The sequence below is a fragment of the Streptomyces sp. iso_384 genome (assembly GCF_056172905.1).
In genome coordinates, this window is record NZ_JBWBTT010000001.1 from 4,117,224 (window position 1) to 4,130,325 (window position 13,102).

10 protein-coding genes are annotated in these 13,102 nt (G+C 72.5%); 7 read left to right on the plus strand and 3 right to left on the minus strand.

Features of this window, described 5'->3' with window-relative positions; genetic code table 11:
• From AC0VY3_RS18330 to AC0VY3_RS18350, 5 genes are all read left to right on the plus strand, one after another.
• Positions 1-504: a hypothetical protein gene (locus tag AC0VY3_RS18330; protein ID WP_242738140.1), complete on the plus strand. Its 504-nt coding sequence runs from the start codon at positions 1-3 to the stop codon at positions 502-504.
• On the plus strand, positions 474-1,913 hold the full coding sequence (locus tag AC0VY3_RS18335; RefSeq protein WP_475550055.1) for a hypothetical protein: 1,440 nt from the start codon (positions 474-476) through the stop codon (positions 1,911-1,913). Before AC0VY3_RS18330 ends, AC0VY3_RS18335 begins: the two co-directional genes overlap by 31 nt.
• Entirely contained in the window at positions 1,910-3,295 is a 1,386-nt protein-coding gene (locus tag AC0VY3_RS18340) for a VWA domain-containing protein (RefSeq protein ID WP_475550056.1), read from the plus strand. The genes AC0VY3_RS18335 and AC0VY3_RS18340 overlap by 4 nt, the downstream gene beginning before the upstream one ends.
• Positions 3,296-3,387: 92 nt before the next feature.
• Positions 3,388-4,518, plus strand: a complete 1,131-nt coding sequence (locus AC0VY3_RS18345) for an ATP-binding protein (RefSeq protein ID WP_475550057.1) — start codon at positions 3,388-3,390, stop codon at positions 4,516-4,518.
• Positions 4,515-7,376: a DUF5682 family protein gene (locus AC0VY3_RS18350; protein WP_475550058.1), complete on the plus strand. Its 2,862-nt coding sequence runs from the start codon at positions 4,515-4,517 to the stop codon at positions 7,374-7,376. The genes AC0VY3_RS18345 and AC0VY3_RS18350 overlap by 4 nt, the downstream gene beginning before the upstream one ends.
• A gap of 104 nt (positions 7,377-7,480) precedes the next feature.
• Here the strand turns inward: AC0VY3_RS18350 and AC0VY3_RS18355 are convergent, their stop codons facing one another.
• The gene (locus AC0VY3_RS18355) at positions 7,481-8,245 is read right to left on the minus strand and encodes an SDR family oxidoreductase (RefSeq protein WP_103507297.1); all 765 of its coding nucleotides are present in this window, start codon (positions 8,243-8,245) and stop codon (positions 7,481-7,483) included.
• A 259-nt stretch (positions 8,246-8,504) separates the two neighbouring features.
• Between AC0VY3_RS18355 and AC0VY3_RS18360 the strand changes: the two genes are divergently transcribed.
• A complete protein-coding gene (locus AC0VY3_RS18360) occupies positions 8,505-9,392 on the plus strand; it encodes an SIS domain-containing protein (protein WP_030080582.1) in 888 nt (295 codons plus the stop codon).
• Between the two features lie 125 nt (positions 9,393-9,517).
• Complete coding sequence (locus AC0VY3_RS18365; protein WP_475550059.1) at positions 9,518-10,387, plus strand: class II fructose-bisphosphate aldolase; 870 nt, start codon at positions 9,518-9,520, stop codon at positions 10,385-10,387.
• Positions 10,388-10,499: 112 nt separating this feature from the next.
• Here the strand turns inward: AC0VY3_RS18365 and AC0VY3_RS18370 are convergent, their stop codons facing one another.
• Together AC0VY3_RS18370 and AC0VY3_RS18375 are read right to left on the minus strand one after the other, a co-directional pair.
• A complete protein-coding gene (locus tag AC0VY3_RS18370; protein WP_475550060.1) occupies positions 10,500-12,026 on the minus strand; it encodes an HAD-IA family hydrolase in 1,527 nt (508 codons plus the stop codon).
• 45 nt (positions 12,027-12,071) lie between these two features.
• Entirely contained in the window at positions 12,072-13,058 is a 987-nt protein-coding gene (locus tag AC0VY3_RS18375; protein ID WP_475550061.1) for a hydroxyacid dehydrogenase, read from the minus strand.
• Positions 13,059-13,102 lie beyond the last annotated feature (44 nt).

Genomic DNA, 13,102 nt, shown 5'->3' on the forward strand with positions numbered 1-13,102 from the left:
TTGTCGGTCTGGGAGAAGTCGAGTACCGCGCGGGTGGTGCCGCCCGCGCGGCCGCGGAAGCTGGCCAAGGTGCCGTTCGTCGAACTGGCCGACGGGCGGTTGCAGGGCGTCGTCTCCAGCGGATCGGACATCGGGCGGGTGTACGTGTCGTCCGTGGCGGCCCGGACGTACGCGTTCGCGTGCAGCACCAACAACAACCGGCCCTGCGGCGGTGCGCGCGGCATGTTCTGCAAGCACATCCAGGCGCTCGTCGGCGAGGCGGTGCTGCAGTACGGCGCGGAGCGCGTCGCCCGGTACCTCGCGGTGGACACCCCGGACGGGGAGCCCGACGCGCAGTCCCTCACCGCCGCCATGACCGCCACGCGGCCGGTGCTGGGCGACTCCTCGGCGGCCGCACAGGTCTTCAGCCGGTTCCTGCGGCACCTCGCCTATCTCGAACTGTCCCCGGTCAATGCACCGTTGCCCGAGATGCAGTGGTTCCCGCCGACCCGGGCGGTGGCGTGATGCGCGGCGATCTACTGTCCGATCCGGTCGACGGGCTCGACGAGACGCTCGCCGCCGTGGACGCCTTCGACGGGGCGCTGGTGGCCGGGCTGTTGCGGCCGGGGCCCGCCCAGGCGGCGGCGGTCGCCGGGCTCGCCGAGGCGGTCGGCGGGACCCCGCTGGCCGCGCGGGTCACTGAGGCGGCCGACAAGGCGGCGGCCGGGGCCGCGGGGGAGGATCACTTCGTGGCCCTCGCCGCCGCCCGCTGCGCTCTGCTCGGCTCGGTGCACGACGCGTTGACGCACCGGATCGACGAGGCCGTCGGCCGGCCCACCGCCGAGGAGGCGGAGCGGGCTGCGGGCTCCGGCGCGGTGTCCGCCGAGCCGGGGCAGGGGTCGAACCTCCTCGCGGCGGCCCGCAGCTGGCTGTGCGATCTCGCGCGCAGCGGCTGGCGGGGCATCGATCACGAGCTGGTCGCCGGGTCCGCGCCGGTCGTCTCCGCGATGCTGCCCGAACCGGCCCTGCGCCGTCCGGCGACGCTGCTCGACGGGTTCGCCGCCGAACTGGCCGCGTGCTGTCCGGGGGCGACACTGGAGCGTGTGCCGGTGCGCCGCTGGGCCGATCTGTGGTCGCGCGCCCTGCTGTTGACGGTGCCCGGCGCCGCCGGGGAGCCGTCCGTCGCTCCGGCGACCGGTCGGCTGCTGCCGCTCGGCGTCGATGTGCAGGAGCACGCGACGGCCGTGCAGGCGCAGGTCCACGCGGTGTTCGAGCCCGCGGACGGCGGGGCGCCCCGTCTCGTACGCGCCGGGGTCTCGGCACCCAAGCCCGACACGGTCGTCGGGGCGGGCCTGTGGCAGCTGTTGCGTCCTCGTATGTCGCTGCTCGGGGCCGTGAGCGAGGGCCGCTCGATGGAGCTGGACGCCATGCCGGTGACCGCCGAGGGGGATCTGGTCTGGGACGACGAACGGGCCCGTGCGGGTGAGCCCGCCGACGCCTTCGCCACGGCCCGGGTGATGCTGTCCGCGGCGACGGCCGCCCGCACTGCCCCGCTGGACCGGCATCCCGTCCGGATCGCCGTGCCGGTGCTGCTGGAGGGTTACACCGCGCAGAGCGAGGAGGGCCACCTCGCCTTCGATCTGGCGGGCCGGCTGCTCGCCGTCGACGCCGACCGGCTGCCCACCGCCGGCCCGCTGACGCCCGAGGCGGTCGCCGCCTCCCGCGCCTGTGTCGGGCTGCTGCGCTGGGACGCCGGGGAGTTCTCCGTTCAGCCGCTCGCGGTCGAGGCGACCGTGCGGAAGAAGGCCGTCGCCGTGCACGCCGGGGCGTGGGCGGGCGGCACCACCGACAAGGCGGGTGTCCGGGCGGAGAAGGCCGCCACCGACGCCGTCGCCGTGCTGCGCGAACGCGCCGGAAGGCTGTTGCGGAAATGACCGAGGATCTCACCCGGCGGCCGCCTGGCCCCGAAGCCCCTCCCCAGGCCGGACCCGACCCGTACGACAACCGCCGTCAGGTGCTGTACTGGCGGCTCCTGGCCCGTCTCTTCGACGGTGAGGAGCAGCCCGCGCTGGAGTCGGCGAGCCTGGGGGTGGTCGAGGACATCGGGCTGCCGTCCGCGCTGCTGGATCCCGGGACGTCGCTCGACTCGGTCGTGCAGCGCCACCCGGAGCTGGCCGTCGAGTTCGACGGGCTGATGACACCGGACGACGGTGCGGACGAGGCCCGTGACCGGGCGGCGGAGGTGCGGCGCGCGGCGCTGGTCTCGAAGGTGCTGCTCAATGTCTTCACGACCGGTTCCGGCGCGGTGCCCGCCGAGCAGCTGGCGCGCTGGCAGTCCGACGCGGGCTGGCTGGAGCGTGCGCTGGGCTGTCCGCCCGGCGGGCTCCGCGGGGGGCGGGCGGCGGGAGCGGGCCTGGACGCCGGCGGCCTCGGGCCCGAGTTGGCGGCGATCGAGGGCGATCTCGTGGGGCGTATGCGGCTGCGGGAGGTGCTGGCCGATCCGGCGCTGGCCGCGCGGCTGACGCCGAGCATGTCGCTGATCGAGCAGTTGCTGCGGGACAAGGGCAATCTGTCGGGTGTGGCCCTCGCCAACGCCAAGTCGCTCATCCGCCGGTATGTCGACGAGGTCGCCGAGGTGCTGCGTACGCAGGTGGAGAAGGCCACCGTCGGCGAACTGGACCGTTCCGTGCCGCCGAAGCGGGTGTTCCGCAATCTCGACCTGAACCGCACCATCTGGAAGAACCTCACCAACTGGAGCCCGGAGGAGGAGCGGCTCTATGTCGATCGCCTCTATTACCGGCACACCGTCCGCAGGACGACACCGCAGCGGCTGATCGTCGTGGTGGACCAGTCCGGCTCGATGGTCGACTCGATGGTGAACTGCACCATCCTGGCCTCCATCTTCGCCGGGCTGCCGAAGGTGGACGTCCATCTCATCGCCTACGACACCCGCTCGATCGATCTCACGCCGTGGGTGCACGATCCGTTCGACGTACTGCTGCGCACGAATCTCGGCGGTGGGAACGACGGCCCCGTCGCGATGGCGATGGCCCGCCCGAAGATCGCCGAGCCGAAGAACACCGTCATGGTGTGGATCTCGGACTTCTACGAGTTCGACCGCTCCCAGCCGCTGTTCGAGGGCATCGAGGCCGTTCACCGCTCGGGGGTGAAGTTCATACCCGTCGGCTCGGTGACCAGCTCCGGGCGGCAGGAGGTCAACCCCTGGTTCCGGGAGCGGTTCAAGGCTCTGGGCACGCCCGTGGTCTCCGGACACATCGACAAGCTCGTGCACGAACTCAAGACGTTCCTCACCTGAGGCCTGAGGCCCCGGGCGCCGGCGTCCCTGACCTACCTGGCGTACCCGGCCCCTCCCCGACATTCTTCCACTCGTTCAGAAAGGCCCTTCCCATGTCCGACGTGTTGCGCGCCCCCGCCGAGACCAAGTACGCGGAGGAGCTCGACTGGCTGGAGTCGATCGACGACAGCCCCAAGCCGTTCTCCTGGCGGCTGTCCCCGAAGATGGTCCGGCTGTTCGTCCTGGGGTCCGAGCGCGCCGACGGCCTGGACCGGGAGATCTCCCAGAAGTGGTTCGGCGACCGGAGCTTCGTCGAGCGCTCGATCGTCACCCTCGCCTCCGACCGCGGTCTGCTCCTGATAGGAGACCCCGGCACCGGCAAGAGCTGGCTGGCGGAGCTGCTGTCCGCCGCGATCTCCCGCAACTCCACGCTGGTGGTGCAGGGTACGGCCGGCACGACCGAGGACCACATCAAGTACGCGTGGAACGTGTCCATGGTCATCGCCAAGGGCCAGTCGCGCGAGTCGATGATCCCGTCGCCGATCATGACCGCGATGGAGACGGGCGCCATCGGCCGCTTCGAGGAACTGACCCGTTCCACCAGCGACGTCCAGGACGCGCTGATCTCGATCCTCTCGGAGAAGTACATCTCCGTCCCCGAGCTGCAGGGCGACGGCACGGACGCGGCCGACAACATCGTCTTCGCCAAGCCGGGATTCTCGATCATCGCGACCGCCAACAGCCGCGACCGGGGCGTCAACGACCTGTCGTCCGCGCTGAAGCGCCGGTTCAACTTCGTCCGCATCCCGGTCGTGACGAACAGGAAGAGCGAGGCGGAGATCGTCCGCTTCCGCACCGAGGAACTGCTGCGCCGGCACGCGATCGACCTGGACGTGCCGCCGACGCTGCTCGACATCCTGCTCCGGAGCTTCGCCGATCTGCGGGCCTCGGCGGCCGCCGCGGGCAGCGACGACGAGAAGCTGGAGTCCGCGCTGTCGACGGCGGAGCAGATCGGTGTGCTGGAGGACGCCGTCCTGCACAGCAATTTCTTCGGCGAGACCACGCTGACCGCCCGCACCCTCGCCGCTTCGCTCGTCGGCTCCCTCGCCCGGCGTGACCCCGAGGACCTGGCCATCTTCAACAAGTACCTGCACGGGGTGGTCGAGCCGCGGAGCCAGGAGGAGGGCGGCTCGTGGCCGGAGTTCCTGGACGGCGGCCGCGACACGATCACCACCCTGTCATGAGCGGCTCCCCGGCGAACGGCCTCGAACAGACGCATTTCTCCGCGCTGCGCGGGCAGTTGCACGAGGCCGCCACCGCCTTCGCCGACGGGCCCGACGCTCTGGAGGGCATCCTCCTCGGCATGGTCGACGACGTCGACCGGGCGGTGCGCGAACCGCTGGAGATCTTCCCGGTCTGCCACCACTCGCCCGCCTCCGCCCTGGCCATGGCCCGCCGGCTGCGCGAGAAGCAGCCCAAGGTCGTGTATCTGGAGCTGTGCGAGGACATGGCGCCGCTCCTCGATGAGTTGCGCAACTGCCGCCTGCCGGTGGCGGTCCAGGCCTTCGCGAGCGATGTCGACGGGTTCCCCGCCGAGTGGGCCCCGCTGTCGGTCGTCGCCCCGATCACCGAGGCTTCCGCCGAGTACCAGGCCATCGCGTACGCCCTCGACACCCCGGGCGTCGAGCTGGTCCTCGTCGACCGGTCGTCGGACCATGTCTTCCAGTGGGACGGCCGCCACGGCGAACGCGCCCCCGAGGAGGAGTCCGGTGCTGCGACCGGGACGCCGGAGCCCGAAGCGGCGCTGCACGGTGAGGCGGTCGGCGTGGAGATCGGCGACCTGCGGCCCCGCTTCGCGGAGCTGGAGGAGCATCTGCTGCGCCACGGCAAGGTGCGGCACTGGTCGGAGTGGTGGCACCAGTACGTCGAGGTTCCGCTCGGCGACAGCGACCACGACGCCTACCGCCAGGTCATGTTCCTCGTCGGCAGCCTGTTCCGGCGGCTCGCCCCCGGCGACGGGGACCGGGTCCGGGTGGACGAGGAGCGCGAGCGGTACATGTGGACCAGGATCCGCGAGCATCTGGCGTCGAGCGGGGCCGGTCCGGAGGACTGCCTGTATGTGTGCGGCGCCTTCCACGCGGCCAGCCGGGTCGAGGAGTTCGGGGTGGCGGGCAGCGGGTCGTATCTGATCTCGCCGCGCTCCGCGACCACCTGGCAGCACGGGCTGATCCCGTCCAGCCATGCGGCGATCGAGGCGCAGTTCGGGCTGGTTCCCGGGTCGGTGTCGATCGCCGCGACACAGTGGGCGAAGAACCTCAAGCGCACCCGGGTGCAGCCCTACCGGCTGGCCGGGCAGGACGGTGCGAAGAAGCCGCGGGCCACGAAGAAGGCAGTGGCGCCGGGGAAGGCCCCGGCGGCCGTTTCCGCTGCCCCGGAGGAAGCCGCCTCGGACCGGCTCTCCGGATTCCTGCGACGGCCGCCGGTCCTCGACACGCTCGACGAGGCCGAACTGCTCGGCTGGTCGGTGGACATCGTGCGCGCGGCGCGGCGCAGCGGCTATCTCGCGTCCACCGCCGACGCCATCGCGGTGTTCGAGACGTCGATCCTGCTCGCCGGGATGCGGGACCGGGCCAAGCCCACTCCGTACGACTTCCAGGACGCGGCGATCACCTGCATCGAGAAGGACTCGGTGCCGGGGAGGCGGGACGTACGCCGTCTCGTCGAGATCATGATGGGCGGCGACCGGATCGGCCGGGTCGGCTACGACGCGCTGCCGCCGCTGGCCCGCGATGTGCACGACCGGCTCGCACCGCTGGAGTTGAAGCTCCAGCAGCGTGGTGTGCAGCGTGCCCTGCTGGACCTGCACTCCAGCCCGGAGCTCAGGGCCTGCTCGGATGTGCTGTGGATGCTCCGCCGGCTGATGCCGCACGGTGCGGCCCGGCCGATCATGGGCGAGCGGAAGCTCGGTGAGCGTTCGATCCAGGAGTCGTGGGACCTGGCGCTGGGCACCCACCAACGGGCGCTGATCGAGCTCGGTTACGAGGGCGTGAGCATCGAGCAGGTCCTGGAGCAGCGGCTGCGCCGCGACGCGTACGGGCCGCGGGCGACGACGGCGGTCGTCCTCGCCGCCGTCGAGGACGCCACGCTGTATCTCCGCGGCCGCCGGCTCGCCGACGAGCTGGGCCACCGGGCCCTGGAGGTCCTCGCCACCGAACGCACCGTGGACGGGGCGCCGGAGGTGCTGCGCCGAGTGCGGGGGCTGCTGGCTTACTACCGCACCGGCGAGCCGGTGCTGCCGCCGTGGGTGCAGTCGTTCGTCAAGGCCGGTTACGCCCACTACTGCACCTTGCTGCCGACGGCGTTCACGGACGAGGACGCGACCGTGGGGCAGGTGGCGGCGATGCTGGGCTTCCTGTTCAGCATGGAGAGCCTGGCGCTGTCCCTGGGCTGCGACCGGGCCCAGCTGGAGCTGGCCGTCACCCAGTCGCGCCCCACGGACCCGGAGCGTACGGCGCTCCTGTGGGCGGCGCAGGTGCAGCTCGGTTCCCTGTCCCGAGCCGAGCTGCGAGAACGTTGCGGCGAGCTGCTGGCCAACCCGATGGTGGTGCCCGCCTATCCGCGCTATCTCAGCGGCTTCGTGCACGCGTTGGTGCCGGTGCCGGGGCTGGCGGACGTGGTGGTGGAGGCCGTGTCGAACGCGTTCGGGCGGCTGCCGGATCCGGTTCTGCTGCCGTGGCTGCCGACGCTGATCACGACGCTGCGCGCCGGAGCGGCGGACCTGGCCCCGCTGTTGATCCGTGAGGCCGGGCGGATCTTCCCGGCCCGGCTCGCGGCGCTGGATACGTGGGTGCCGCCGTGGCGCGAGGTGCCGGAGGCGGCAACGTCCGCCGCCGGCACCGCGAAGGCGGCCACCGGTGGGAGCCGTGGCGCCGCCCTGCTCTTCGCCCACCCGGTGACGCTCGACGCGGTCGCGGAGCTGCTCGGCTGCGACGGCGCCTGGGCCTCGCCCGACGCGGATGCGGCGGGAGCCCAGGGCGCGGCGCTGCCGGCCCGTCACCCGGAGACCGCCACCGCGTGGGAGTCGCTGCTCTCGGGCTCATGACCGAGGTGAGGGGCGTGGGTGGTCGTGTGCGGTGCCGGGAGGCCATCCACCCCCGGCACCGCGCCCTCGACCTCGCCCTCGGCATGCGCCTGGGCCTGGGCCTCTCAGAGCCCGATGCCGCCCGTGGCGTCGATGCTCTGGCCGGTGACCCAGCGCGCGTCCTCCGAGGCGAGGAAGGCCACGACGTCGGCGATGTCGGCCGGCTGACCCATGCGTCCGAACACCGAGTGCGCGGCCAGCGCCGCCGCGGCCTCGGGCGTCTCGCGCCGCCGGGCGTTCATGTCCGTCTCCACGAAACCGGGCACCACGGTGTTCGCGGTGATGCCCCGGCCCGCCACTTCCTTTGCCACAGCAAGCGTCAGCGTCTCCACCGCGCCCTTGGTCATGGCGTAGGTCACCGATTCCGGAAAGGACCGGTGTGCGGCGGCCGACGAGATGTTGATGATCCGTCCGTCGTCCCGCATCAAGTTCAGACCCTGCTGGATGAGGAACAGCGGTGCTTTCACGTTCACCGCGAACAGCCGGTCGAAGACCTCCGGTGAGGCGTCACCTATTCTCCCGGATCCACTGACTCCGGCATTGTTGACCAGAATGTCCAGCACCGGTTCCTCGCCCCGGTCCGCCATTCCCGCGCCGAACGCCTCGTACAGCACTTCGGCGTCTCCCTGTACTCCCAGCAGGGAACCCACCGCGAAAGCCTGTCCGCCCGCTTTCCGGATCTCTTCGACCACCTCCTGCGCCGCTTCTTCCCGCTCACCGTAATGAACGGCGACCAAGGCCCCGTCACGCGCGAGCCGCCGTGCAATCGCCCGGCCGATACCGCGACTGGCGCCGGTGACCAAGGCGACCTTCCCCGTCAGCGAACCCATGGATCAATCCCCCTACGTCGTGCATTCCGCGAAACTCCTGAAGCGCAGCCACCCTACCCATCGGCGCGGGGCGGAATGCGCGACCGCGAAGCGGTGCCCGGGACGACGCCGCCGGGGGCGTACCGGCCGCGTGATCGAGCGGCGACAGGCCGTGTCGAGACGCACGAAGCCTGCACCTGCCTGCTTGATATTGCTTGAAACTCTTGCCTAATATGCAGCTTCGAGCATCATCCGCCGGGTACGGGAACAGGGAGCACAGATGACGCACGTGGCTCAGGAGCTGGCCAGCCAGCCCGACTGCTGGCAGGTGGCCGCCGGTATGGCGGACGGGCTCGCCCACCGGCTTCCGGCGGCCGGCGAGCGCATCGCCGTGGTCGGCTGCGGTACGTCGTACTTCATGGCGCAGGCCTACGCCGCTCTGCGGGAGGGCAGCGGCCAGGGTGAGACCGACGCCTTCGCCGCATCGGAGTTCCCGGCCGGCCGCCCCTACGACCGGGTCGTCGCGCTGAGCCGCTCCGGCACCACGACCGAGGTGCTCGGGCTCCTCGGGCAGATCGGTGACACGACCCGCCGCACGGTGGTCATCGGCGACCCCGACACACCGATGGCGGCCATGGCCGACGACACGATCGTGCTGGAGTTCGCCGACGAGAAGTCCGTCGTGCAGACCCGCTTCGCGACCTCCGCCCTGACGCTGCTCCGCGCCCATCTGGGCCTGCACACCGACGCGGTCGTCGAGGACGCCCAGGTGGCGCTCGCCGAACCACTGCCCGTCGGTCTCGTGGAGTGCAGCCAGTTCACGTTCCTCGGCCAGGGCTGGAGCGTGGGGCTCGCCAACGAGGCCGCGCTGAAGATGCGCGAGGCGGCGCTCGCCTGGACCGAGGCGTACCCGGCGATGGAGTACCGGCACGGCCCGATCAGCATCTCCACCCGTTCCACCGCGACCTGGATGCTCGGCGAGGCCCCGGCCGGGCTGATGGACGAGGTGCACGCGACCGGCGCCCGTTGGGTGGCCGGCGGCCTCGACCCGCTGGCGGAGCTGGTCCGGGTCCAGCGGCTTGCGCTGGCCATCGCGAACGCCCGGGGTCTCGACCCGGACCGGCCCCGCCACCTCACCCGCTCGGTCATCCTCAGCACCACGGCCTGACGGCCCGAGCGCTCCCCTCCCTAGGGACTGTCGTCACACTGCCGCCTGCCGGACGGGCGACGACGGCAGTGTGACGACAGTCCCCAGCCCCTCCCCCGCCGACGGTCCCTCATTCCGGAGTCGCCATGCCCATCGCCGCCACCGGCGATCTGATCGCCGAGGCCGCCGCGCAGCAGCGTGCGGTCGCCGCGTTCAACGTCATCACCCTCGAACACGCGGAAGCCATCGCCGAGGGCGCGGAGGCCGCGGGGTCGCCGGTGATCCTGCAGATCAGCGAGAACGCCGTCGCCTACCACCGGGGCCGGCCCCGTCCGCTCGCACGCGCCGCGGCGGAAGTGGCGGACCAGGCCGCCGTCCCCGTGTCCCTGCACCTCGACCATGTGCAGTCGACCGAGCTGTTGCACCGGGCGGCGGACTGCGGTTTCAGTTCGGCGATGTTCGACGCCGCCAAGCTGCCGTACGCGGAGAACCTGGCGGCCACCCGCGCCGCCGTCATATGGGCGCACGAGCGGGGCCTGTGGCTGGAGGCCGAGCTCGGACAGGTCGGCGGGAAGAACGGCGAGCCGGCGCTCGACGCCCATGCGCCGGGGGCCCGTACGGATCCGGACGAGGCGCGGTCGTTCGTGGCGGCCACCGGGGTCGACGCGCTGGCCGTGGCGGTCGGCACCTCGCACGCCATGACATCGCGGGACGCCGTCATCGACCACGCGCTGCTGGGCAGGCTGCGGGAGGCCGTGCCGGTTCCGCTGGTGCTGCACGGTTCGTCCGGGGCCTCCGACGAGGAGCTGGCGCGCGCCGTGGCGGGCGGGATCCGCAAGGTCAACATCGGCACCGCGCTCAACATCGCGATGACCGGCGCGATACGGGAGCGGCTGGCCCGGGACGACCGAGGCGTGGACCCGCGCCGCTATCTGGCGGACGGGCGGGACGCGATGGCCCGTACGGTGGCCCGGATGATCTCGCTGCTGCCCTCGGGGAGGGCGCAGGCAGCGTGACGAGCAGGAAGGACGCCGGGGCCGGCGGGCACGATGCCCGCCGGCCCCGGCGTCTTCCTGTCGTCAGGTCGGTCGTCAGGTCGGTCGTCAGGTCGTAGGAGCTGCCGTCACGTCATACGGGCTCCTCCGGCCCCCATTCCCGCAGCAGGAACGTGAGATCCGGCCGGACCTGTCGTCCGGGGGCGGACGTGACGGGCGTCGACGACGGCACGGCCAGCACCCGGCAGCCCGCGGCCTCGGCCGCGGCCACTCCGGTCGGGCTGTCCTCGACCGCGAGGCAGGCGCCGGGCGGGAGGCCCAGACGTGCGGCGGCCTTCAGATAGGGGTCGGGGAAGGGTTTCGAGCGGTCGCTCTCGCCGTCCGCCACCGTCGTACGGAACACCCCGCCGCCCAGCCTCCGCAGGACCGTGTCCACCACCCGGCGCGGCGAGGCCGACACCAGCGCCGCGGGCAGCCCGTCGCGCTCCAGCCGGTCCAGCAGCGCGCGGGCCCCGGGCCGGAGCCGGACACCCGCTTCCACGGACGCGAGGAACGTGTCCTCCAACTCGGACGCGAGCGATGCGACTTCCGGCCCGGCGGATGCCGGCCCGGCCGCATTCGGCTCCGCGGCGGTCTCCGCCCACATGCGTACGAGAAGAGCGGCCGTGTCGGCGCAGGTGCGGCCGAGGACTCCGGCGCCCTCCGCGTCGGTGAGGGTGTGGCCGTGGGCCGCCGCCACGGTGCGGGCCGCCTCCAGCCAGAGAGGTTCGGTGTCGACCAGGGTGCCGTCCATGTCGAGGAGGACGGCGCGCGGCACGGTGGGTATCCGGGTGCCGTCGAGCGTCCAGTGCGAGTCGGGCGTACGGTCCAGGGCCGCGTACACCTGGGCGGCGACGTCCTCGTGCCGGACCGGGCGGGCGGGGCGGGCCCCGGCCGTGATGTCCGGGCCCGCGCAGGCCAGCCACGCGGTGCGTTCGGCCGCGCTGCCGCCGCCGTGACCGCCTTCGTCCCGGTGTCCGTGATCGGTGACGACGAGGACGGTCCAGGCCTCGGCCTCGTACGAGGGGCGGGTGCGCACAGCCGTCAGTAGCTCGCCGAGGTGGCGGTCGGCCGCCCGGATCGACGCCTCGTACGCGTCGCCGCAGCCGAGGTGGTGGGCCGTCTCGTCGGGTGCGCCGAGGTAGACGAAGGACGCCTCGGGGTCCTCGTGGGTGAGGACGCCCACCGCGTCGCGCACGGTCGAGGCGTCGGCCAACTCCCAGGCGGCGGGGGTGTCGGCGGCCGGGGCGTGGTGGGTGAGCCGCGTGGGCCTGCGGAGCATCGGGCCGCCGTCGGCGACGGTGACCAGGGGCTCCCACGCGGCGGCCGCATAGGTGCGGCGGCCGTCCTGGCGGGCCAGGCGGGTCGTGAAGTCCGGGAAGACGCCGAGCCGGTGGCCGCTGAAGTCGTTGCTCCACACGGCGTGCTTGGTGACCCCGACGCCCGTCAGGATCGTCGCCCAGCAGGGCCCGGACATGGTGGGCGTGCCCTCCCCCACGGCCACCGGGGCCAGGAAGCCCGCGTCGGCCACCGCGTCGAGGTGCGGGGTGGGAACACGGTTCAGGGTGTCGAGGCGCACACCGTCGATGCCGACGACGAGCACCCGGCGGGTACGGGACATGGCAGGTCTCCCGGGGGTGGTACTTGGGGGTGTACGGGTACGGGGTCAGGCCTGCTGGTGCAGGGTGCGGGGGTCCACGGCGTGGGCGAACGGCAGGCCGTGCGCGTAGCGTTCGAGTTCGTCGACGGCGGCGTCCGCGAGCCGGTGGAGTTCGCCGCCCTGGGACCCGGCGATGTGCGGGGTGAGCAGGACGTTCGGCAGGTCGTAGAGGGGCGAGTCGGCGGGCAGGACTTCCGGTTCCGTGTGGTCGAGCACGGCGTCGAGCCGTCCGGTGACCAGTTCCTTCACGAGTGCGTCGGTGTCCACCAGGGAGCCGCGCGCGGTGTTGACGAGCGTCGCCCCGTCCCGCATCAGGGCGAGCCGTCCGGCGTCGAACAGGTGCCGCGTCGCCGGGAGTTCGGGGGCGTGGATGCTGACGACGTCGCTCTCGGCCGCCAGGGGGTCGAGTTCGGCACGCTCCACGCCCAGGGTCCGGGCGCCGGCTTCGTCCAGGTACGGGTCGTGGACCAGGACGCGCAGATCGTAAGGGCGCAGAAGTTCCACGACACGGCGTCCGATGCGGGAGGCTCCGACGATGCCCACGGTGCGGCGGTAGTTGCCCACGCCGGGGAACCGTTCGAGAAGGTTCACCCGGGTGCGTGCCTCCCGGTAGACGCGGGCGCTCTCCAGGATGTGCTTGTTGGCGAAGAGGATCGCGGCGACCGTGTATTCGGCGACCGGGAAGGCGTTGGCCGTCGCCGCGGTGCTGACGGTGATGCCGCGGTCCCAGACGTCCTGGGTGATGTGGTGCTTGACGGAGCCGGCGGCGTGGATGACGGCGCGCAGCCGGGGCATGGCGCTCAGGGCGGCCGGGCCGAGCGGCGGGCAGCCCCAGCCGGTGAACAGGACCTCGGCCTCATGGAGTCCGGTGCGCTGGGCGGGGTCGTCGGCGTCGAAGTCGGTGACGAGGAGGCCGGGGTCGAGGTCGGCGACGCGGGCGAGCCGGTCCAGGGCTGCGGGGGCCAGGATCGCCGCACGGGTCTCGTCGCTCATCGCCAGGACGGTGCGGGGTCGGGTCCGCCGGTGCGGGGCGGGGT

Excerpts from the sequence above, each read along its gene's own strand:
- AC0VY3_RS18340 (WP_475550056.1), top strand. The coding sequence starts at position 1,910 with ATGACCGAGGATCTCACCCGGCGGCCGCCTGGCCCCGAAGCCCCTCCC.
- AC0VY3_RS18360 (WP_030080582.1), top strand. The coding sequence starts at position 8,505 with ATGACGCACGTGGCTCAGGAGCTGGCCAGCCAGCCCGACTGCTGGCAG.
- AC0VY3_RS18355 (WP_103507297.1), bottom strand. The coding sequence starts at position 8,245 with ATGGGTTCGCTGACGGGGAAGGTCGCCTTGGTCACCGGCGCCAGTCGC.
- AC0VY3_RS18365 (WP_475550059.1), top strand. The coding sequence starts at position 9,518 with ATGCCCATCGCCGCCACCGGCGATCTGATCGCCGAGGCCGCCGCGCAG.
- AC0VY3_RS18345 (WP_475550057.1), top strand. The coding sequence starts at position 3,388 with ATGTCCGACGTGTTGCGCGCCCCCGCCGAGACCAAGTACGCGGAGGAG.
- AC0VY3_RS18350 (WP_475550058.1), top strand. The coding sequence starts at position 4,515 with ATGAGCGGCTCCCCGGCGAACGGCCTCGAACAGACGCATTTCTCCGCG.
- AC0VY3_RS18375 (WP_475550061.1), bottom strand. The coding sequence starts at position 13,058 with ATGAGCGACGAGACCCGTGCGGCGATCCTGGCCCCCGCAGCCCTGGAC.
- AC0VY3_RS18370 (WP_475550060.1), bottom strand. The coding sequence starts at position 12,026 with ATGTCCCGTACCCGCCGGGTGCTCGTCGTCGGCATCGACGGTGTGCGC.